The sequence below is a fragment of the Micromonospora sp. NPDC050795 genome, assembly GCF_044456785.1.
In the GTDB taxonomy this organism is placed as follows: domain Bacteria; phylum Actinomycetota; class Actinomycetes; order Mycobacteriales; family Micromonosporaceae; genus Micromonospora.
In genome coordinates, this window is sequence record NZ_JBITGE010000035.1 from 1 (window position 1) to 20,588 (window position 20,588).

Consider the following 20,588-nt stretch of genomic DNA (forward strand, 5'->3'; position numbering starts at 1 on the left):
GGGGCCCCCCCCCGGGGGCGGGGGCCCCCGGGGGCACAACCCCCCCCGCCGGCCCCCGCCCCGCCGCCCCCCCCCCCCCCCGGCGCCCCCCCCCCCCCCCCCCGGGGGGGGGGGGCCCCGGCGGGGCCCCCCCCCCACCGTCAGTTCAGGAGCGGGAGCAGGTCGCCCCGTTCAGCGAGAAACTGGTCGGGGACGAGTAGGCCCCGCTCAGGGTGCCCTGGTAGCCGAAGCTGGCCGTGCCCCCCGGTGCGACCGACCCGTTGTGGCCGACGTTGCGGGCGGTCACCGTCGACCCGCTCTGGCTCACCGTGGCGTTCCAGGCGTTGGTGACCGTCTGCCCGCCGGGCAGGCTGTAGTTCAGCGTCCAACCGTTGATCGCGCTGGACCCGGTGTTGGTGATCTGCACGTCGGCCGTGAAGCCGTTGTTCCACGAGTTCGCCGTGTACTTCACCGCGCAGCTCGCGCCACCGCTCGGCGGCGGGGTGGTCGGGGGCGGGGTGGTGGGGTTGCCGCCACCGTTGACGTTGGCCGAGAACGAGGTCACCGCGAGGCCGACACCGCCCTGCCACGGCTCGAAGCCAGCCTGGATGCTGGTCAGGTACCAGGAGTTGGTGATCGCGCCCCGGTTACGGGTGTCGTTGATGAAGTCCAGCACGCTGAAGTTCAGGCTGGAGATCGCCGAGGACGCGACGTAGGAGATGACGTTGTTGGAGCCGTTGCTGCCCCGCCAGACCTCCCAGGTGCGGCCGGCCAGGTTCGTGGTGCCGACGACCGAGCCGATGGGCTGGATCGGACCCTGCCGGTTGAGCCAGATCATGATCTCCATCTGGTTCACCCCGTCCCGCTTGGGCGACGGGTCCAGCCAGATGTCGTACGACGCGTTGTAAGTGGCACCGCTGACGTAGCGGTAGGAGATGCTGCTGGTGGCGCTGCTGATCTGGCTCACCTGGATCGGCAGGTTCGTGCCGGGGGAGCAGTTGGTGTAGTGACAACCAAAGAACACCGAGGGGTACGCCGTGGGCGCCCCGTTGGTGGGGCTGCTCCCGTTCAGCGTGGTGATCTCGAAGCCGTTGCTGGTGGCGTTGATGCACTGCTGGGCGGTGGTGCCCCAGCGGTTGTTCTGCACCACGTAGCGGCCCTGGATGACTGTCGAGCCGTACTGCTCGCAGATCAGGGTGTCGGCGGAGGCGCTGCCCCCGAAGGCCACGGCCACCAGCGAACTGGCGACCAGCAACCCGGCGGCGGCCAGGGCCCGAAGTTGACGTTTCATGACACTCCTCGACTCGGCGCGTGCCGGGCGCCGGATGTGGTGGGGTGGTGCGAGAGCGCTCCCACGCTCAACGACACATTTACATGTCTGAAACTGGTGCGCAACCGTTCGCGTCGAACTGGTGAATTGTGAGGATTGCCATGCCCCGCCGGACGGCTGCCGACGGACGGCCAGCCAAGCGACTCGGGTCGCCGACGAGCGGCGGGGAGCGGACCGATTGGGCCTGGTGTGCGCCGATCGCTCCGAGTAGCGTGTTGCCTCCAACGCGTGCCGCTCCCCCTCCGGAGGCGTACACCACCATGGGTGGCTCCCCCCTGCGCATCCTCGTCGTCGGCGCGGGCATCGCCGGCCTGGCCGTAGCCCGGGCGCTGCGCCTGGCGGGCTTCCGGCCCGACGTCACCGACAAGCTGCCACCGGGGGAGTCCACCGAGACCGGTCTCTACCTGCCCGGCAACGCCGCCCGCGCGCTGCACCGGCTCGACCTGCACGACCCGGTCCGGCCGATCGGGCAGGTGATCCACCGGCAGCGGTTCTACGACGCCGCCGGCGCGCAACTCTGCGAGGTCGACCTCGACGCCCTCTGGGCCGGCGTCGGCGAGTGCCGGGCGCTGCCCCGGGCCGACCTGCACCGGGTGCTGCTCAGCGGTGCCGGCGGCGCCGTCCGGCACGGCGCCGAGGTCCGCACCCTGGAGCTGCTCCCGGGCGCGGTGGGCGTCACCTTCACCGACGGCACCACCACGGAGTACGACCTGGTCATCGGTGCCGACGGGCCACGCTCCTCGGTCCGCGCGCTGGCCGCGCTCGGTGGGCCGCCCCGCCCCGTCGGGCAGGTCGTCTACCGGGCCCTCCTGCGCGACGGCCCACCGGTCACCGAGTGGACCGCGCTGCTCGGCCAGCGCTCCGGGTTCCTGATGGTGCCGATCGGTGCCGGACGGCTGCACATCTACGCCGACGAGGCCGGCACCGAGGAGCCCGCCGACCCCCTCGCCCGGCTTCGGGACCTCTTCGCCGACTACCGCGGCCCGGTGCCCGAGGTGCTGGCGGCCCTCGACGAGGTGCACGTCGGGATCACCGACGAGGTGGAGTTGGGTCGCTGGTACCGGGGGCGAGTCCTGCTGGTCGGCGACGCCGCGCACGCCACCGCGCCGACGCTGTCGCAGGGTGCGGCAATGGCCCTTGAGGACGCCGTGGTGCTGGCCGAGTCGCTGCGCGCCGCCAACAGCGTGGAGGCGGCCCTGGTGGCGTACGAGAGTCGTCGCCGTCCGCGTACCCGATGGGTGCGGGACCGGACCCGGGACCGCAACCGCACCAGGGACGTTCCGCCGGCGCTGCGCGACCCGCTGCTGCGCGGACGCGGCGACCGGATCTTCGGGGAGCACTACCGGCTCCTGCTCGGCCCGCTGTAGGCCCGTAGTAGATCGTGTCACGCCACCCCACGCGGCGCTGCGACCTGCCGGGGACTATCCTCCTTGCGGATGACGGCCCGCCGATAACCAGCGTGTGCCGAGCGGGACAACCGAGAACCGGAGGCCACTCGTGACCACCGTCGCACCCAAGCCGGTCGTGACCCGGCCCTGGCCGGTCCGGGAGCCGGTCAAGGGGTCGGCCATCGCGCGGCTGCTGCGAACCACGGACGCGAAGCAGATCGGGATCATGTACATGATCACCGCGTTCGTGTTCTTCATGATCGGTGGCCTGATGGCTCTGGTCATGCGTGCTGAGCTGGCCCGACCCGGGCTGCAGTTCCTGTCGCCGGAGCAGTACAACCAGCTCTTCACGATGCACGGCACGATCATGTTGCTGTTCTTCGCGACGCCGATCGTGTTCGCCTTCGCGAACTACATCGTGCCGATCCAGATCGGCGCGCCTGACGTTTCCTTCCCCCGGCTGAACAGCTTCGCCTACTGGCTGTACCTGTTCGGCGGCACGATGGCGACCGCCGGATTCATCACCCCGGGTGGCGCCGCTGACTTCGGCTGGTTCGCGTACGCGCCGCTGAGCAGCGTCGAGCACTCGCCGGGCGTCGGCGCCAACATGTGGATCATGGGTCTGGCCATCTCCGGCCTGGGCACCATCCTCGGCGCCGTGAACATGATCACTACGGTGCTGACCCTGCGTGCGCCCGGCATGACCATGTTCCGGATGCCGATCTTCACGTGGAACATCCTGGTCACCAGCCTTCTGGTGATCCTGGTCTTCCCGCTGCTGGCCGCCGCGCTCTTCGCGCTCGCCGCGGACCGCATCCTCGGCGCGCACGTGTACGACCCGGCAACCGGTGGGCCGATGCTCTGGCAGCACCTGTTCTGGTTCTTCGGGCACCCCGAGGTCTACATCGTGGCGTTGCCGTTCTTCGGCATCATCAGCGAGGTCATCCCGGTCTTCTCCCGCAAGCCGATCTTCGGCTACAAGGGTCTGGTCGCCGCGACCGTCGCGATCGCCGCGCTCTCCATGAGCGTCTGGGCGCACCACATGTTCGCCACTGGCCAGGTGCTGCTGCCGTTCTTCAGCTTCCTGAGCTACCTGATCGCCGTGCCGACCGGTATGAAGTTCTTCAACTGGATCGGCACCATGTGGCGGGGCCAGATCAGCTTCGAGACGCCCATGCTCTGGGCGGTCGGCTTCCTGGTCACGTTCCTCTTCGGTGGTCTCACCGGTGTGCTGCTGGCCAGCCCGCCGATCGACTTCCACGTGTCGGACTCGTACTTCGTGGTGGCGCACTTCCACTACGTGCTCTTCGGCACCATCGTGTTCGCGGTCTTCGCGGGCATCTACTTCTGGTTCCCGAAGATGTTCGGCCGGATGCTCGACGAGCGCCTGGGCAAGGTGCACTTCTGGCTCACCATGATCGGCTTCCACACCACGTTCCTGGTGCAGCATTGGCTCGGCAACGAGGGCATGCCCCGTCGGTACGCCGACTACCTGCCCAGCGACGGCTTCACCACGCTGAACACGATCTCCACGATCGGCGCGTTCATCACCGGTATCTCCACGCTGCCGTTCATCTACAACTGCTGGAAGTCGTACAAGACCGGCCCGGTGGTAGAGGTGAACGACCCCTGGGGTCACGGCAACTCGTTGGAGTGGGCGACCAGCAGCCCGCCGCCGCTGCGCAACTTCGACCGGATGCCGCGGATCCGCTCCGAGCGGCCGGCGTTCGACGCGAAGTTCCCGGAGTTGGCGGCCGGTGGCCAGAGCCTGGCCGGCCCGCCGGAGGGTGGCGCCAAGCCGCTCACCAGCGAGTCGGACGGCGGAGCCAGCTACCGCGAGGACACCGCGAGCGACGTCGACCGGCACTGACGCTCAAGCTCAGCAGTACGACGGGCGCCGCCCCCGGGACACCGGGAGCGGCGCCTGTCGCCATTTCCAGCCACTGTCACTCCTACTGCTCGCCCTCGTCTCAGCTGCTCCCCATCGCTACCGAGGCCCGCTCGGCGTCGGTCCGGTCTGGCCCGGCTCGGCGTCGGTCCGGTCTGGCCCGGCCCGGCCCGGCCCGGCCCGGCCCGGCCCGGCTCGGCTCGGCCCGGCCCGGCCCGGCTCGGCTCGGCCCGGCTCGGCTCGGCTCGGTTTGGTTTGGTTTGGCCTGGTCAGGTTCGGCCCGGTGCAGCTTGGCCCCGGCTGGCCTGCTCGGCCCGCCTGGCGTCGCCGCGGCGCCAGGGCAGGCGAAGTCGCTAGTGAGCGTGATGTCTGTGAGTCATCACGATGACTCACAGACATCACGCTTAATGGCGTGTATGCCTGCCCACTGTCGGGCGGACACCGCGATCTGCAGTTATCCCGGCACACCGGGAACTGACCGGGCCGATGTAGCTACGTCAGATATTGAGCGCCCTTGGCCGACACCGCCCTGGCCTGCCCGCCCTGGCCTGCCCGGCCTGGCCCGCCTGGCCGGCAGCGCGCGGCCCGGTCTGGGCGGCCGCCCGGGGCGTGCCCGGCTTGGATGGCCCGGTCCGGGGCGGGCCGTTGGATCTGGGCCAGGCTGTCAGCGGGTGGTGAGGGTGAGGTCGGCCTCGGCGGGCGGCGGGGTGGCCGCTTCGGCGATGCGGCGGCGGCGGCGCAGCTCGATCGGGAGCACCACCAGGGTGACCAGCGCGCCGAGCGCCCCGGTCACCACGAAGCCCCACAGTGGCGCGCTGGCGTCGATCACCGCGCCGGCGAGCGGTGCGCCAACCGCGATGCCGACGGTGACCGCGGAACCGTGCAGACCCATCGCCTCACCGCGTACCTCGGCCGGAACCAGGCGGCTGACCGCGTCCGAGCCGGCCGCGATGGTCGGCGCGCAGAGCGCGCCGGCGGGGATCAGCGCCAGGCACAGCAGCCACCAGTGCGCCCCGCCCAGCCCCACCGGAATGGTGCACAGGGCCAGCGCGGCGGTCAGTGCCAGCGGGGAGAACGAGCGGTGTACGGCCCCGTAGGCGAAACCGCCGACCAGCGAGGCGACCGCCCAGATGGCCAGGACCACGCCGGTCCAGCCGACCTCGCCGCTGGCCCGCAGGACAGCGACCACCGCCACGTCGGTGCCCCCGAGCACCAGGGTCGCGGCCGCGCTGAGCGCCAGGATGGCGAGCAGTCGCGGCGTCAGCCACTCCCGGCGCGGCACCCGGCGTTGTGGGCCGGTGGGCTCGGTGGCCTCCCGGATCGGGGGGTTGACGACCCACAGAGCGATTCCGGCGGCGACGATGCCGCCACCGACCAGATACATGGTGGTCTGCGCGGAGATCGCGGTGACCAGGGCCACCGCCAACGCTGGGCCGATCATGAAGGACAGCTCCACCGACATCGAGTCCAGTGCGTAGGCGGGGCGGCGTTGGTCCTCGGGTACCAGCGCGGCGATCGACTGACGGACCACGGAGAAGATGGGCAGGGCCAGGGAGCCGGCCACGAAGGCGGCCGGCAGGAGCACGGGGTACGCCAGCGACGGCGCGGTGGACCAGAAGATCGCCTCAGCGATCGCGGTGAGCACCAGGACCGGGCGCAGTCCACGCCGGTCCACGAGTCGGCCGAGCAGCGGCCCACCGATCGCCGCGCCAACCGTGACCGCCGCCCCCACCAGACCGGCCGCCCCATAGCCCCGATCAAGATCGAGGACCACGTGAAACGTCAGTGTCACCCCGGTCGCGGTGAGCGGGATACGGGCGAGGACGGCAACCAGTAGCAGCGACCGCAGGCCGGGCAGGGCGAGCGCCCGCCGGTAAGGCTTCATGTTCACGTGGGTCCGTACCTCCGGCGACATCCTCGACCGGCGGCCGCCCCTTGGCCAACCAATTAGCGCCTCATGCGGCCCTGATCACAGGCTGGCCGTGCATGAGCACCCCAGCGCCCTCCATGGCGCGTAGGGCCACGTCGGTGGTCGCCGGGGCGACGGCGGCGGTCAACTCCAGCAGCACGGTGGTGGCGAAACCCTCCCGGGCGGCGTCCAGCGCCGTCGCCCGGACGCAGTGGTCAGTGGCTATGCCGACCACGTCGACCCGGTCCACGTCGCGCCGGCGCAGCCAGTCGGCCAGGCACTCGCCGTCGTCGGCATGGCCCTCGAAACCGGAGTACGCGGCCGCGTGCTCGCCCTTGTGGAAGATCGCCTCGACCTTCGCGGTGTTCAGTTCCGGATGGAACTCCGAACCGCTGGTACCGACCACGCAGTGCCGGGGCCAGGACTCCACGAAGTCCGGGGGATCGCCGAAGTGGGCACCCGGGTCGACGTGGTAGTCCTTGGTGGCGACCACATGTGTCCACCGGTCCGGCTCGGCGGCGAGTAACCGGGAGATGCCGGCGGCCACCCCTGCGCCGCCGGCGACGGCCAGCGAGCCGCCCTCGCAGAAGTCGTTCTGCACGTCCACGATGATCAGCGCGTTGGCCATCGGGGGGTTTCCTCTCTCCGCACGGTCGTTCGGTGCTGCTCGGGGGATGACTCAGCCAGCGGGTACGACGGTGACCGGCACGGCCGGGTCGCCGGCCGAGAGCTTCAGTCCCTCCCACGGGATGGAGATCAGGCACTCCCGCAGGTGCTCCCGTGACTCGTCGAGGGTAGGCAGCGGCACCGACTCGCCGGCGACCACGTACGACTGCTGGAGCAGGCGGTCGTTGGGCTGCCGGTCGGGAACGCCCTGCGGGACGATGACCTCTTCGGTGGCGGTGCCGGTCGGCTTGTGCCGGCGGACCGCCACCTTCCGGCCGCCGATGGTGGCCTTGTGCTCGGAGCGCTTCACGACCGGCCGGCCCTCGACCTCGACCAGTTTGTAGACCAGCCCGGCGGTCGGTGCCCCGGAGCCGGTGACCACGGCCGTGCCGGCGCCGTACATGTCCACCGGCTCGGCGGCCAGCGCGGCGATCGCGTACTCGTCCAGGTCACCGGAAACGATGATCTTGGTTTCGGTGGCGCCCAGCGAGTCGAGCAACTCCCGGGACTGCTGAGCGATCACCGCGAGGTCGCCGGAGTCGATCCGTACCGCCCGCAGGTCCGGCCCGGCCACCGCGATGGCGTTGCGGATGCCCTGGCTGATGTCGTACGTGTCGACCAGCAGCGTGGTGTCCTTGCCCAGCGTGGCGACCTGCGAGGCGAACGCCGCCCGCTCGTCGTCGTGCAGCAGGGTGAACGCGTGCGCTGCCGTGCCCGCCGTCGGGATGCCGTAGCGCGCGCCGGCGGCGAGGTTGGACGTGAACCGGAACCCGGCCAGGTACGCGGACCGTGCCGCGGCCACCGCCGCCTCCTCGTGTGCCCGACGCGACCCCATCTCGATCAGCGTCCGGCCCCGCGCCGCGGTCACCATCCGGGCCGCCGCGGCGGCCACCGCGCAATCGTGGTTGAGCACGGACAGCGCCACCGTCTCCAGCACCACGCATTCGGCGAAGCCGCCGGAGACGGTGAGGATCGGTGAACCGGGGAAGAACAGCTCACCCTCGGCGTACCCGTCGATGTCGCCGGTGAAGCGGTAGTCGGTGAGCCACGCCGCCGCCGTCTCGTCGACCACCCCGGTCCGCAGCAGGAAATCGACCTCGGTGGGGTCGAACCTGAAGTCGCGGATCAGCTCGATCAGCCGGGCCGTCCCGGCGACCACGCCGTACCGGCGACCGCTGGGCAGCCGGCGGCTGAACACCTCGAAGACACACCGGCGGTCGGCGGTGCCGTCCTTCAGTGCGGCGCTGACCATGGTCAGCTCGTAGTGGTCGGTCAGGAGCGCGGGGCGGTGGATGCTCACCGCCCCAGCCTAAGGTTCAGCTCGGGTCGCCGCCGTCGTGGCCCGGGATCGAGCGCAACGCCGCCCACAGTTCGGCCCGGCCGGTGACGCCGAGCTTGGCGTAGATCCGCTGGAGGTGGTTCTCCACGGTGCGCGCCGAGAGGTAGAGCCGTTCGGCGATGGCCCGGCTGGGAGCGCCGTGCGCGGCGAGGCGCGCCACCTGCCACTCCCGCTCGGTGAGCACTGGCGCGCCGGCCTGGAGCGCCGGCGTCCGGATCAGGTCGCAGCGCCCGAGCAACCCGGCGAGGCGTTCCCGGGCGTCGTTGGCGGCGGCCGAGTGTTGCCGGCGCAGCCGCTGGACGGCCTGGGAGGTGGCCTCTGCGGCGTAGACGGTCAACTCCAGGGCGGCGTAGTCGTCGGCGACCGCCAGCAGATCGGTGGGGGAGTCGGTCACCGCGGCGCGGGCGTGCCGGGCCAGCAGCGGCGGGAGCACCCCGTCGACCCGCTCGGAGAGCTCGGCGAGGCGCTGCGCGACGGTGCGGCGGCTGCCGTCGGAGCAGGTGGGGCCGACAGCCATGCCCGCCTGGTCGAGTCGGACGAGGTCGTGCAGGACATGCACCTCGTGACCGGCGAAGCCGTCGGAGCGCAGCCGGTCCACCAGGTCGCCGAGGTGTTTGACCGCGCCCGGCAGGTCACCCGAGGCGGCGAGCGACGCGCCCCGGGCCTGCTCCAGCCACGGGTAGAGCACCGCCATGCCCGGCGCGTGCGTGCGGTCGGCTTCGGCCATCGCCGCAACCGCCTGCGCGGCGTCACCGCGCAGCGCCGCCGCCTGGGCGCGTTCGGCCTGGGCCAGACCGGCGTAGACCCGGCTCGTGGCCAGCACCGCGCAGGCGCCCAGCGAGGTCCGCATGGCCGCGTCGCTCTGCCCACGCAGCCGGGCCGCGTACGCCTGGAGGATGGCCAGGTAGCCGGTGCCGAGGCGGAAGTCGCCGGCTCCGGCGAGGTCGGCGAACTCGTCGGCCACGATCGCGTCGATCCCGGCCAGGTCACCGGTGAGCATGAGCCGGGTGCCTCGGGCCAGTTCCAGGGCCAACTGGAGGTACGGCATGTCGTTGCGCCAGCTCGCCGCGGCCGAGTGCACCTGGGCGATCGCCGTACCGCTGCGGGTCAGTTCGCCCTGCGCGGCCTGGACGTACGCGATGGTGGAGCGGGCCAGCTCGCGGGCGGCGACGCCCGCCGCCGGACGGTCGAGCACCCGTCGGCTGAGCTGCACCGCGGTGGCCGTGTCCAGGCGGTGCAGGCGCATGATCGCCTCGAATGCGTGCACCCGGGACCGGTCGGCGGAGTCGCTGAGCTGCTCGGCCCGGCTCGCGATCTCCTCCACCGTGGACTCCCGGCTCAGCCCCCAGTAGCTGACCATGCCGCGTACGGTCAGCCACCGGCAGAGCCGCCGCTCGTCGCCGGGCTCGGGGGTGACCGCGTCGAGGACGTCGATCGCCTCGTCGGGCCGGTCGGCGAACATCAGGATGGTGGCCAGCAGCTCCGCCGCGTCGTAGCCGCCGTCGGTGTGCAGCGCGGCCCGCGCCAGGCGGGTCGCCAGCGGTACGTCGTAGCGGGTGAAAGCCTGCACCGCGGCGTCCAGCAGCAGAGCCGGATCCTGTGCGGTGCCCGAGTCGAGTCGCCAGACCGCTACCCGCAGCAGGTCGTCGCGTCGGCGTTTGCCGACCCGCTCGAGCAGCTCGGCGAGGTGTGCCTGAAGCCGGCGGGTGCGGCTGACCGGGCAGCGACGGCGCATCACCTCGCCGTAGAGCGGGTGTGCCAGCCGGACGTTGGTGCGCCGGTCGTGCTGGATGACGGTGATCAGCCCGCGCTCCTCGGCGGTCTCCACGTCCGACTGTTCGGCGGCCTGCCTCAGGAGGTGCAGGCCCAGTGGTTCGCCGAACGCGACCAGCTCGACGACCGCGCGGACGCCGTCGGTGAGTTTGCCGACCCGGGTGTCGATGAGGTCGGTCAGGTTGGGCGCCAGTTCCAGTCGCCCGGTCCACTTCCAGATCCCGTACGTGCGCTTCAACTCGGCGCTGCCGTTGGCGGCGTGCACCAGCTCGCGCAGCAGCAGCGGGTTGCCGGCCGACAGCCGGCCGAGCCGGTCGGCGGAGTTGGCGTCGACCGGGCCGCCCAGGATCGCCGCCAGCAGGTCGGTGGTCTCCTCCTGCGGCATCGGGGTCAGCTCGACGTGCTCGACCAGGTCGTCGGTCCAGAGTGCGCGGATCGGCAGCGGGATCTGCTCGCCGTCGCGCAGGGTGCCGACCACTGTGGCGTTCTCGGCGCGGGCGACGAGATGCACGAGTGCGGCCGAGGGCGGATCGAGCAGGTGGGCGTCGTCGATGGCGAGCACGATCCGTCGGCCGGCCGCCTGCTGTTGCAGCACGTTGAGCGCCCAGCGCAGGATGCCGGCGGGGGAGAGGCCCTGCGGCTGCTCGGCGGGGAGGACCTGGACGAGCCCACCGAACGGCAGTGCCGCGGTGGTGGCACTGGCGGCGATGGACCAGATCGCGAACCGGTCGGTGGGCAACGAACTCACGCCCTCCCGCAGCAGGCGACTCTTGCCGATGCCAGCGCTGCCGCTGAAGAAGAGCCCGCGGCCGGCCTCGCCGGTCACGGCCTCCAGCAAACGGTTGAGCTCATCCGTGCGGCCGACGAACTCCCATCGACTCATTCGCGCAGCATATCGACCGGAATCCGTCCGCGCCCGCACCGTCACCGTGCGAAGTTGAGTAATCGCACAATTACCGCTGAGTATTCGAGGCGTTCCGCCCGGTCGCCGGCCCGCCCGTAGTCTTCCGACATCCGGGTTGACGTACCGGAAATTTCGCGACCGGACCCCTGGTCACCTGCAACGGGAGGCACCTGATGAAGCAGGGCCCTCTCCCCTCGGTCGATTCGCCGGACGACATGACCGGCCCAGCAGACCTACCGACCTGCGGCCCCCTCCCCACCCGGGTCGGCGTGTCCGGCGCCGCCCCGGATGAGCCGCTCGGTGTGGTCGCCGTTGGCCCGGCGGGTGCCGAGCGGCGTGCTGTGCTGGCCACCCTGCTCGAGCTCGACCCGGTCATGCTCACGGTGCCGGCGGGCAGCTGGTTGGTGGTGCGCGACGCCAAGGTGCCCACCCGGGCGGCGTTCGTGCCCGGTTACCGGCAGCCGCACTCCTACGGCGCGGACCGGGACGCCGCCGGTCCGGCGTTGGCCCGCCCGCCCCGGCGTGTCGAGCTGAGCGTGCCCCAGCCGCTGCTGCGTCACTTCACCCTGGTCGACGTTCCGGACACCGCCACCCTCGGTGTGTCCGGCACCCGGGTGCTGCTCGAAGCGGTGGGCCGGGCCGGCGCGATGCTCTTCGTGATCGCCGCCGACCAGGCCTTCACCGCCGCCGAGTTGAACCTGCTCGCCGAAGTCGCCCCGACCTCGGTGGAGGTCGTCTTCGCGGTCACCCCGGGCGCGGCGGGGTGGGCTCCGCTGGCCGACGGCACGGCGACTACGGAGGGCGCGGGGGCGTCCGTCCCGCCGGTCGGGGGTGCGGAGACCGAGGTGGATGCGGTCGCGGTCACTGTGGAGGCGCATCGGGCGGCGCTCCTGGCCGCGGTGCCGGCGCTGGCCGGCGCGCGATGGTTCCCGGTCGACGGCGCCGACACTGCCGCCGACCTACGGCGGGCGCTGGTGGGTTGGGCGTCGCGTGAGGGGTTGCAGCGGGCCAGCGTCGACCCGCCGATCCTGCCGGGCCAGCAGGGCCGCGTGGCCGTGGCCGCCGATCCGGGTGACTGGTCCGAGCGGCTCGACCGCCACGCCCGCTCGTGTGCTCAGCGGATCCGCCAGCATCTCGCCCTGGAGTTGGCGAACATCCACCTTCGGGCCGTTCAGGAGATCGTGTTCGGAGTCGGCCTCACCGGCCTGCCGGATCTCCTCGACCGTGAGATGGCGGCGTTGTCGTTGTTGGCGACCGCGCAGTGCGACCAGGCGGTGCGCGGCATCATGACCGACGTCGCGTCCCAGGTGCTCGGCGCGCCGCCGGCCGAAGGCGTGCGCCGCCGGATCGCCACCGCTGTGCGGTACGGCTTGGCCGATCACCGGCCCGGCCACGAACTGGACAAGGTGCTGTTGATCACCAGCACGGCGGGCGTGGCCGAGTTGACCGGCCTGGAGGCGATCGACGCCGCCGCCAGCTATCCGATGGCGTCCCGGGACGAGGTGCTCCCGCCCATTGCGGTGGCGCTCTCCGGCGGGTGCTGGCAGCAGTGGCGTACGCCGGGCAACGGCGACCACAGCGCGGCGCGCGCCTGGTCCCAGCGGGCGGTGCGCGAGGTCGAGTTGGGGTTGTCCAGGGAGATCTCCCGACGGTTCGAGGTGATCCGCCTCTCGCTGGGCGTGGTGCTCTCCGATGCAGTCGATCACGGCATTCTGCTCGCCTGACGGTGCGCCCACCGGTTGGTCCGGGTCCGGGCCGGACCCCACCGCCGATGGCGTCCGGGGCGGGTCGGGAGGGCCCGGGGTGGGTGATCCGCGCCGGTCCGGCGTTCCGGTTCCTCGGTTCCGGGAAACCGGTGGCACGATGGGGGCATGGCGGCTCCGCAGGTTGCACCGGTCGAGACGCCGGACACTGACGAGGTGCCGGCGTCCGACCGGCAGTGGGTGACGATCGTGTGGGACGACCCGGTCAATCTGATGACGTACGTGACCTGGGTCTTCCAGAAGCTTTTCGGCTACAGCCGGGAGAGGGCCGAACAGCTGATGCTGGACGTGCACCACAAGGGCCGTGCCGTGGTCTCCACCGGTGCCCGCGAACGGATGGAGCACGACGCGTCGCAGCTGCACGCGTACGGGCTGTGGGCGACGGTGGACAGATCATGAGCATGTTCCATCGCCAGGCCGGTCACTACGTCGCCGTCTTCGCCGTCGACGAGGTGCGGGTGCTGCGCAAGGTCGCCTCCGAGGTGGTGGGTCTACTCACCGACGGCTTCGACCACACCGACCCGGTGGTCGGTCGGCTCTTTCCGGCGGTCTACCCGCAGGACGCTCCGGGCACCGCGGAGTTTCGTCGCTACACCGAGGGCGACCTGAAGACCGCGAAGATCGATCAGGCGGGGGCGATCCTGGCCGCGTTGCCGGACGAGGCCGGCGGCGAGGTGCGGCTGGACGCCGAGGCCGCCGAGGCGTGGTTGCGGGCGCTGAACGACGCACGGCTCGCGATGGGCGTCCGCCTGGAGATCAAGGACGGCACGGATCTGGGCGAGGAGCTGGACGATGCTGTCGCTGAGGACCCGGGTTCCAGCCGGGTGTTCCAGCTTTCGGTCTACGCCTATCTCGGGTATCTACAGGAGTCGCTGCTCAACGCCTTGATCGACTAAGGGTGACCGGCACCACTTCGGCCTGTGCCCGGCAGGCGTTAGGCTGGTGCACGTGCTGAGCATCGACCGGTCGATCATTGACGCGATCGTCGCCCACGCGCGCCGGGATCACCCAGACGAGGCGTGCGGCGTGGTCGCCGGTCCCGTCGGCAGCGACACCCCGACCCGGCACATCCCGATGGACAATGCGGCGCGGTCGATGACCTTCTACGAGTTCGACTCGATGGAGCATCTGCGCGTGTGGCGGGAGATGGACGACCGGGACGAGGAGCCCGTCGTCATCTACCACTCGCACACCGCCACCGAGGCGTACCCGTCGCGGACGGACGTCTCCTTCGCCGGTGAGCCGGGGGCGCACTACCTGCTCGTCTCGACCCGTGAGCCCGACTCGGAGGAGATCCGGTCGTTCCGGATCGTCGACGGCGTGATCACCGAGGAGCCGGTCCGTGTCGTGGAGGCCGGTGTCGACCCGCACGCCGTCCAGTCCTACATGTTCGGGCAGAGCCCGGCGACGGTCGATTACGAGTGTTCCGACCGCTGACCTGTCAGCGCCGCAGCCATCTCGTCCCGTCACCGTAGGCACACCCGATCGAGGAGTTCCCCATCATGGCCATTGAGGTTCGCATCCCCACCATCCTGCGCAGCTACACCGGCGGCGCCAAGGTCGTCGAGGGCACCGGCGACACGCTCGCCGATCTGCTCACCGACCTGGATTCCCGGCACGGCGGTCTGCGCGGCCGGCTGATCACCGACGCGGGCACGCTGCACCGCTTCGTCAATGTCTACGTCAACGACGAGGACGTCCGTTTCCTCGGTGCGCTCGACGCGAAGCTCTCCGACGGCGACAGCGTCACCATCCTGCCGGCGGTGGCCGGTGGCGCGTTCGGCTTCGCCGCCGCAGCGGCGATCAGCTCGCACAGCGCCGCCGCAGCGGCGATCAGCTCGCACAGCATCAGTTCGCAGGGTGCCGTCGGCGCGGTGGCCCGCGACGCCGTCGCGGCTCGCTGAGGTCGGCCGCCATGGCGCGGTACGACAGCCTGCTCGACGCCTGCGGGGGTACGCCGCTGGTCGGCCTGCCCCGACTGTCCCCGACGGCGCCCGAGGGGGCCCCTCCGGTGCGGCTCTGGGCCAAGCTGGAGGACCGCAACCCGACCGGCAGCATCAAGGACCGCGCGGCGCTGTTCATGGTCCGGGCGGCGGAGGAGGCTGGCCGGCTCCGCACGGGTGACACCATCCTCGAGCCGACGAGCGGCAACACCGGCATCTCGTTGGCAATGGTGGCGAAGATGCGCGGCTACCGGCTGGTCTGTGTGATGCCGGAGAACGTCTCCACCGAGCGGGTGCAGCTGCTCCGGATGTACGGAGCCGAGATCATCTTCTCGCCGGCGGCGGGTGGTTCCAACCAGGCGGTCGCCACGGCGAAGCAGATCGCCGTCGAGCACCCCGACTGGGTGATGCTCTACCAGTACGGCAACGAGGCGAACGCGCGGGCGCACTACGAGACGACCGGGCCGGAGCTGCTGCACGAGCTGCCCAGCATCACGCACTTCGTGGCCGGGCTGGGCACCACCGGCACCCTGATGGGCACCGGGCGTTATCTGCGGGAAAAGGTCGAGGGCATTCAGATCGTGGCTGCCGAGCCGCGCTACGGCGAGTTGGTCTACGGGCTGCGCAACATCGACGAGGGGTACGTTCCGGAGCTCTACGACGCCTCGGTGCTCTCCCGGCGGTTCTCGGTCGGCACCCGGGACGCGGTGTTGCGTACCCGCCAGTTGGTGGAGGTGGAGGGCATCTTCGCCGGCTTCTCCACCGGTGCGATCCTGCACGCCGCTTTGGCGGTGGCGCACGAGGCGGTGCGCGACGGCCGGCGGGCCGATGTGGCTTTCGTGGTCTGCGACGGTGGGTGGAAGTATCTGTCCACCGGCGCGTACGGCGGCACCCTCGCTGACGCCGAGGACGCCCTGGAGGGGCAGCTCTGGGCCTGACCGATCTGGTCTGCCGACTATACGGGCCGTCGACGAATGTCGACGGCCCGTACGCGTCGTGAGGTACCGCGAGCAGGTGTCACGTTCGTGACAACTTCCGTTGGATGATTCTTGCTGCCGGGTGCGCCAGCGTAGGCTGCGCAGCGTGGCGTACGCGTCGGTAGAGATCATGGCTGGGACTATCGCCGGCACGGGTGCTACTGACAGTGACAGCGAGACCACTCGATGCGACTGACCGTTCTGGGGAGTGCCGGCAGTTTCCCTGGCCCCGAGTCGCCCTGCTCGGCCTACCTCGTCGAGGCCGACGGTTTCCGGCTCCTGGTCGACTTCGGCTCGGGGTCGCTGTCCAGCCTCCAGCGGTACGCGGGGTTGCACGCCCCGGACGCCATCCTGCTGACCCACCTGCACTGTGATCACATGTTCGACGCCGTGCTCTACGTGGTGGTGCGCCGGTACGCCCCGGACGGCCCCTACCCGGCGCTGCCGGTGTACGCGCCCGCCGGCGCGCCGGACCGGCTCAGCGCCGCCTACGGGGACGACGGTTCGGTGGAGGACGTGTACCAGTTCTACGCGCTCCAGCCGGGCACCTTCCCGATCGGCCCGTTCGCCGTCACCGTCGACCGGGTCAACCACCCCGTCGAGACGTACGGTGTGCGGCTGGAGCACGAGGGCCGTTCGCTGTGCTACTCGTCGGACACCGCGCCCTGCGAGGCGCTGCTGCGGCTCGCCCAGAACGCCGACGTGTTCCTCTGCGAGGCCAGTTACCTCGACGGCGTGGACAATCCGCCGGATCTGCACCTGACCGGCCGGGAGGCCGGCGAGGCGGCGACCAAGGCCGCTGTGGGTCGACTGCTGCTCACGCACCTGGTGCCCGCCTGGGGCAGCGAGGCGCACACGTTGGAGTCGGCCGCCGCCGCGTACAGCGGGCCGCTCGAGGTGGTCCGGCCCGGCGCCAGCTACGACATCTGACGCACCGGGTCCCGGTTCCCGGGTTCGGGCAGCGGTGTTGTGCCGTACTGTTCGCCGGCCCGTCAGCGGGCGGTCGTCTGACGCACCAGTGGCACGCGCACGGTGTGGGCATGCGGATCGCCATCGTGACCGAGTCGTTCCCACCTGATGTGAACGGCGTCGCGCACTCCGTGGTGCAGACGGCGGAGCACCTGCTCGATCGTGGCCATGAGCCGGTGGTCATCGCCCCCGCCCCACCGGGTGCCGGCCGGCAGGGCATCGACCGGCTGCCGTACCCGGTGGTGCGCATCCCGAGCGTGCCGTTGCCCCGCTACCAGGGCTTCCGACTGGGTGTGCCGACCACCGCCCGATTGACCGGGGCGCTGCTGTCGGCCGAGCCGGACGTGGTCCACCTGGCCAGTCCGTTCGTCCTGGGTGCCCGGGCGGCCACGCTGGCCAGCCGGCACGGGTTGCCCATGGTTGCGGTCTACCAGACCGATGTGGCGGCGTACGCGCGGGCGTATCGGGTCAGTTGGGGCGAGGCGGCGGCGTGGCGGCGGATCCGCGAGATCCACAACTCGGCGCAGCGCACCCTCGCCCCCTCCACCCGGGCCGCCGCCGACCTCATCGCGAACGGGGTGCAGCGGATCTGGCTGTGGCGGCGCGGTGTGGACGCGGTCCGTTTCGATCCGGCCAAGCGGTGTACGGCGTTGCGGGACCGGCTGGCACCCGGGGGTGAGCTGCTTGTCGGCTACGTCGGCCGGCTCGCCCCGGAGAAGCGGGTGGAGTTGCTGGCGGCGACGTCCCGACTGCCCGGCGTACGGGTGGTGGTGGCCGGCGACGGCCCGACCCACCGCCAGTTGGCGCGGGAACTGCCCGGGGTGAACTTCCTGGGGGTGCAGCAGGGCGAGGACCTGGCGCGGCTCTACGCCAGCCTGGACCTGTTCGTGCACACCGGACCGCATGAGACCTTCGGGCAGACCATCCAGGAGGCGCTGGCCTCCGGGGTGCCGGTCGTGGCGCCGGCCAGCGGCGGCCCGGTCGACCTTGTCGACCACTGTGTGACCGGGCTGCTGGTGCCGCCGAACGACGGCGACGCGCTCGCCGCGGCGGTGGCCGAGCTGGCCGGCGACGCCGATCGGCGGCGGGCCTACGGGCTGGCCGCCCGGGTCGCGGTCAGTCGCCGCAGCTGGGCGGCTGTCGGCGACGAACTGATCGGGCACTACCACGCCGTACGCGCGGTTTCCGCCACCGTCGGCCTGCCGGCCGCCTCGTGACCGGAGCGGCCGGTGGGCTGCGGATCGTGCGGCTCGCCAACTTCGTCACGGAACGCTCCGGCGGCCTGCGGACCGCACTGCGGCACCTCGGGGAGGGTTACCGGGCGGCCGGGCACGAACCGGTGCTTGTGGTGCCCGGCCAGCGGGCCGCCGACGAGACGTACCCGTGGGGGCGGGTCGTCACGGTGCCCGGCCCGGAGCTGCCCGGCAGCGGCGGTTACCGGCTGCTGGCCGGCCGACGCCGGTTGGCTCGGCTGCTCACCGACCTGGCGCCGGACCGGTTGGAGGTCTCCGACCGGTTGTCGCTGCGCTGGACGGGTCAGTGGGCGCGGGCCCACGGGGTGCCGTCGGTGATGGTGTCGCACGAGTCGCTGACCGGGCTGCTCGGCCAGTGGGGGGTGCCGGACGCGCTGCGCCGCCCGACCGCCGACCGGCTCAACCGGGCGACCAGTCGGGCGTACGACCGGATCGTCTGCACGACCCGGTGGGCGGCCGAGGAGTTCCACCGGATCGGCGCCGACAACGTCGATCTGGTGCCGCTCGGGGTGGACCTGGACACCTTCAGCCCGCACCGTGCCGACCCCCTGGTGCGCGAGCGGTACGCCGACGACCGCGAGTTGCTTCTGGTGCACTGCGCCCGGTTGTCCCCGGAGAAGCGGCCGGAGTTGGCCGTGCAGACCCTCGCCGAGCTGCGCCGGTTGGGCGTACCGGCGGTGCTGGTGATGGCCGGCGACGGCCCACTGGGCGGCGCGCTGGCCCGGCGGGCGGCGGGGCTGCCCGTCACGTTCACCGGTTTCCTGCCGGACCGCGCCGCGGTGGCCGCGTTGCTGGCCAGCGCGGACGTGGTGCTGGCGCCCGGCCCGGTGGAGACCTTCGGTCTCGCCGGCCTGGAGGCGCTGGCCTGCGGCACTCCGGTGGTGGTCAACGCGGCCAGCGCGCTACCCGAGGTGGTCGGCGGGGCCGGCCTGGCGGCGTACGGCTCGGGGGTCTCGATGGCGGCGGCGGTGCGGCGCCTGGCGGCCCGACCGGAGGCGCAGCGGCGGCGGGCCGCCCGGGCACGGGCCGAGGAGTTCGGCTGGCCGGCCGCGGTCGCCGGGTTCCTCGGTGTGCACGGCGCGGACGTTCTCCGGGGCACCCCGGGCGAGGTGCGCAGCCGCACCGCATAGGGTGCAGGGATGGCGCGACCTGACGGGCGAGGGCCCTCTCAACTCCGACCGGTGACCCTGACCCGAGGCTGGAGCACCCATCCGGAGGGCTCGGTGCTCGTCGAGTTCGGCGGCACCCGGGTGCTCTGCACGGCGAGCGTCACCGAGGGGGTGCCCCGCTGGCGCAAGGGCTCCGGGCTCGGTTGGGTGACCGCCGAGTACGCGATGCTGCCCCGGGCCACCAACACCCGCTCCGACCGGGAAAGCGTCAAGGGCCGGGTCGGTGGCCGTACCCATGAGATCTCCCGGTTGATCGGCCGTAGTCTGCGGGCCAGCATCGACCTCAAGGCGCTCGGCGAGAACTCGATAGTGCTCGACTGCGACGTGCTCCAGGCCGACGGCGGCACCCGCACGGCCGCGATCACCGGCGCGTACGTCGCGTTGCACGACGCGGTGAGCTGGCTCGCCGCCCGCAAGTCGTTGGCCGGTAAGCCGGAGAAGGTGATGCACCGCTCGGTGGCCGCGGTCAGCGTGGGGATCATCGCCGGGGAGGCCCGGCTCGACCTCTGCTACGAGGAGGACGTCGCCGCCGAGGTGGACATGAACGTGGTGTGCACCGGCACCGGCGACTTCGTCGAGGTGCAGGGCACCGGCGAGGCGGGCGTGTTCGCCCGCGACCAGCTCGACGCCCTGCTCGACCTGGCCGTCGCCGGCTGCGCCGAGTTGGCCGAAGCCCAGCGGAAGGCACTCGCATGAACAAGGTCCTGCTCGCCACCCGTAACCGTAAGAAGCTGGTCGAGCTTCAGCGGATCCTGGACGGCGCGCTCGGCGCGCACCGGATCGCCCTGCTCGGGCTGGACGACATCGAGCAGTACGCGGAGCTGCCGGAGACCGGCCTGACCTTTGGCGAGAACGCGCTGATCAAGGCGCGGGAGGGCTGCCGGCAGAGTGGCCTGCCGACCATCGCCGACGACTCCGGGCTCGCTGTCGACGCGCTCAACGGGATGCCAGGGGTGTTCAGCGCCCGCTGGTCCGGCCGGCACGGCGACGACCGGGCCAACCTCCAGCTTGTGCTGGACCAGATCGGCGACGTGCCCGACGAGCAGCGGGCCGCCTCGTTCGTCTGCACCGTCGCGTTGGTGCTGCCGGGCGGCAAGGAGCACCTCGTCGACGGCCGGCAGTCCGGTCGGGTGCTGCGCGCGCCGCGCGGTGACGGTGGGTTCGGCTACGACCCGATCTTCCTGGGCGACGGACAGGACCGGACCAACGCCGAGCTGACCCCGGCGGAGAAGGACGCCATCAGTCACCGGGGCAAGGCGTTGCGCGAGCTGGCCAAGCTGATCGCCAAGGTGCTGCCGCCCGCCGCCTGACCCGCGGCGGACGACAGCGACCCGCCGG

At 71.7% G+C, this 20,588-nt stretch carries 18 protein-coding genes; 13 read left to right on the plus strand and 5 right to left on the minus strand.

Translation table 11 applies throughout. From position 1 onward, the window contains the following. Positions 1-145: 145 nt before the first annotated feature. The gene (locus tag ACIBEF_RS26045; RefSeq protein ID WP_396795751.1) at positions 146-1,270 is read right to left on the minus strand and encodes a cellulose binding domain-containing protein; all 1,125 of its coding nucleotides are present in this window, start codon (positions 1,268-1,270) and stop codon (positions 146-148) included. Positions 1,271-1,569: 299 nt separating this feature from the next. Here ACIBEF_RS26045 and ACIBEF_RS26050 point away from each other — a divergent pair, with 299 nt between their 5' ends. Both ACIBEF_RS26050 and ctaD read left to right on the plus strand, forming a co-directional pair. Continuing rightward, a complete protein-coding gene (locus ACIBEF_RS26050) occupies positions 1,570-2,676 on the plus strand; it encodes an FAD-dependent monooxygenase (RefSeq protein ID WP_396795752.1) in 1,107 nt (368 codons plus the stop codon). A gap of 130 nt (positions 2,677-2,806) precedes the next feature. Next, positions 2,807-4,567: a cytochrome c oxidase subunit I gene (ctaD, locus tag ACIBEF_RS26055; RefSeq protein WP_210780947.1), complete on the plus strand. Its 1,761-nt coding sequence runs from the start codon at positions 2,807-2,809 to the stop codon at positions 4,565-4,567. A 682-nt stretch (positions 4,568-5,249) separates the two neighbouring features. Here ctaD and ACIBEF_RS26060 read toward each other — a convergent pair. The 4 genes from ACIBEF_RS26060 to ACIBEF_RS26075 are packed head-to-tail and all read right to left on the minus strand — an operon-like array spanning position 5,250 to position 11,155. Next, complete coding sequence (locus ACIBEF_RS26060) at positions 5,250-6,500, minus strand: MFS transporter (protein WP_396795753.1); 1,251 nt, start codon at positions 6,498-6,500, stop codon at positions 5,250-5,252. 40 nt (positions 6,501-6,540) lie between these two features. Continuing rightward, positions 6,541-7,122 (minus strand): isochorismatase family protein, encoded by a 582-nt coding sequence (locus ACIBEF_RS26065; protein ID WP_355005446.1) that lies wholly within the window; start codon positions 7,120-7,122, stop codon positions 6,541-6,543. A 51-nt stretch (positions 7,123-7,173) separates the two neighbouring features. Then, positions 7,174-8,460: a nicotinate phosphoribosyltransferase gene (locus ACIBEF_RS26070; RefSeq protein WP_396795754.1), complete on the minus strand. Its 1,287-nt coding sequence runs from the start codon at positions 8,458-8,460 to the stop codon at positions 7,174-7,176. A 16-nt stretch (positions 8,461-8,476) separates the two neighbouring features. Then, entirely contained in the window at positions 8,477-11,155 is a 2,679-nt protein-coding gene (locus ACIBEF_RS26075; protein ID WP_396795755.1) for a LuxR C-terminal-related transcriptional regulator, read from the minus strand. Positions 11,156-11,349: 194 nt separating this feature from the next. Here ACIBEF_RS26075 and ACIBEF_RS26080 point away from each other — a divergent pair, with 194 nt between their 5' ends. From ACIBEF_RS26080 to rdgB, 11 genes are all read left to right on the plus strand, one after another. Next, positions 11,350-12,900, plus strand: a complete 1,551-nt coding sequence (locus ACIBEF_RS26080; protein ID WP_396795756.1) for a hypothetical protein — start codon at positions 11,350-11,352, stop codon at positions 12,898-12,900. A 147-nt stretch (positions 12,901-13,047) separates the two neighbouring features. Further along, positions 13,048-13,338 (plus strand): ATP-dependent Clp protease adapter ClpS, encoded by a 291-nt coding sequence (gene clpS / locus ACIBEF_RS26085; protein ID WP_088946433.1) that lies wholly within the window; start codon positions 13,048-13,050, stop codon positions 13,336-13,338. Further along, entirely contained in the window at positions 13,335-13,835 is a 501-nt protein-coding gene (locus ACIBEF_RS26090; RefSeq protein ID WP_210780952.1) for a DUF2017 domain-containing protein, read from the plus strand. Before clpS ends, ACIBEF_RS26090 begins: the two co-directional genes overlap by 4 nt. 52 nt (positions 13,836-13,887) lie before the next feature. After that, on the plus strand, positions 13,888-14,376 hold the full coding sequence (locus ACIBEF_RS26095) for a Mov34/MPN/PAD-1 family protein (protein ID WP_396795757.1): 489 nt from the start codon (positions 13,888-13,890) through the stop codon (positions 14,374-14,376). Positions 14,377-14,441: 65 nt separating this feature from the next. After that, on the plus strand, positions 14,442-14,843 hold the full coding sequence (locus ACIBEF_RS26100; RefSeq protein WP_396795759.1) for a MoaD family protein: 402 nt from the start codon (positions 14,442-14,444) through the stop codon (positions 14,841-14,843). An 11-nt stretch (positions 14,844-14,854) separates the two neighbouring features. Then, positions 14,855-15,820, plus strand: a complete 966-nt coding sequence (locus ACIBEF_RS26105; protein WP_396795761.1) for a PLP-dependent cysteine synthase family protein — start codon at positions 14,855-14,857, stop codon at positions 15,818-15,820. Between the two features lie 225 nt (positions 15,821-16,045). Further along, entirely contained in the window at positions 16,046-16,789 is a 744-nt protein-coding gene (locus tag ACIBEF_RS26110) for an MBL fold metallo-hydrolase (RefSeq protein WP_396795762.1), read from the plus strand. A gap of 110 nt (positions 16,790-16,899) precedes the next feature. Beyond that, positions 16,900-18,045 (plus strand): glycosyltransferase family 4 protein, encoded by a 1,146-nt coding sequence (locus ACIBEF_RS26115; protein WP_393223312.1) that lies wholly within the window; start codon positions 16,900-16,902, stop codon positions 18,043-18,045. Further along, positions 18,042-19,211 carry a glycosyltransferase gene (locus ACIBEF_RS26120; RefSeq protein ID WP_396795765.1) on the plus strand — a complete coding sequence of 390 codons (1,170 nt, stop codon included), beginning with the start codon at positions 18,042-18,044 and terminating at the stop codon, positions 19,209-19,211. The genes ACIBEF_RS26115 and ACIBEF_RS26120 overlap by 4 nt, the downstream gene beginning before the upstream one ends. A 9-nt stretch (positions 19,212-19,220) precedes the next feature. After that, on the plus strand, positions 19,221-19,946 hold the full coding sequence (gene rph / locus ACIBEF_RS26125) for a ribonuclease PH (protein ID WP_355005439.1): 726 nt from the start codon (positions 19,221-19,223) through the stop codon (positions 19,944-19,946). Beyond that, positions 19,943-20,560, plus strand: a complete 618-nt coding sequence (gene rdgB, locus ACIBEF_RS26130; RefSeq protein ID WP_357227834.1) for an RdgB/HAM1 family non-canonical purine NTP pyrophosphatase — start codon at positions 19,943-19,945, stop codon at positions 20,558-20,560. The genes rph and rdgB overlap by 4 nt, the downstream gene beginning before the upstream one ends. Positions 20,561-20,588 lie beyond the last annotated feature (28 nt).

Excerpts from the sequence above, each read along its gene's own strand:
- rph (WP_355005439.1), top strand. The coding sequence starts at position 19,221 with ATGGCGCGACCTGACGGGCGAGGGCCCTCTCAACTCCGACCGGTGACC.
- ACIBEF_RS26045 (WP_396795751.1), bottom strand. The coding sequence starts at position 1,270 with ATGAAACGTCAACTTCGGGCCCTGGCCGCCGCCGGGTTGCTGGTCGCC.
- ACIBEF_RS26090 (WP_210780952.1), top strand. The coding sequence starts at position 13,335 with ATGAGCATGTTCCATCGCCAGGCCGGTCACTACGTCGCCGTCTTCGCC.
- ACIBEF_RS26075 (WP_396795755.1), bottom strand. The coding sequence starts at position 11,155 with ATGAGTCGATGGGAGTTCGTCGGCCGCACGGATGAGCTCAACCGTTTG.
- ACIBEF_RS26080 (WP_396795756.1), top strand. The coding sequence starts at position 11,350 with ATGAAGCAGGGCCCTCTCCCCTCGGTCGATTCGCCGGACGACATGACC.
- ACIBEF_RS26115 (WP_393223312.1), top strand. The coding sequence starts at position 16,900 with ATGCGGATCGCCATCGTGACCGAGTCGTTCCCACCTGATGTGAACGGC.
- clpS (WP_088946433.1), top strand. The coding sequence starts at position 13,048 with ATGGCGGCTCCGCAGGTTGCACCGGTCGAGACGCCGGACACTGACGAG.
- ACIBEF_RS26060 (WP_396795753.1), bottom strand. The coding sequence starts at position 6,500 with ATGTCGCCGGAGGTACGGACCCACGTGAACATGAAGCCTTACCGGCGG.
- ACIBEF_RS26100 (WP_396795759.1), top strand. The coding sequence starts at position 14,442 with ATGGCCATTGAGGTTCGCATCCCCACCATCCTGCGCAGCTACACCGGC.
- ACIBEF_RS26050 (WP_396795752.1), top strand. The coding sequence starts at position 1,570 with ATGGGTGGCTCCCCCCTGCGCATCCTCGTCGTCGGCGCGGGCATCGCC.
- ACIBEF_RS26065 (WP_355005446.1), bottom strand. The coding sequence starts at position 7,122 with ATGGCCAACGCGCTGATCATCGTGGACGTGCAGAACGACTTCTGCGAG.
- ACIBEF_RS26105 (WP_396795761.1), top strand. The coding sequence starts at position 14,855 with ATGGCGCGGTACGACAGCCTGCTCGACGCCTGCGGGGGTACGCCGCTG.
- ACIBEF_RS26110 (WP_396795762.1), top strand. The coding sequence starts at position 16,046 with ATGCGACTGACCGTTCTGGGGAGTGCCGGCAGTTTCCCTGGCCCCGAG.
- rdgB (WP_357227834.1), top strand. The coding sequence starts at position 19,943 with ATGAACAAGGTCCTGCTCGCCACCCGTAACCGTAAGAAGCTGGTCGAG.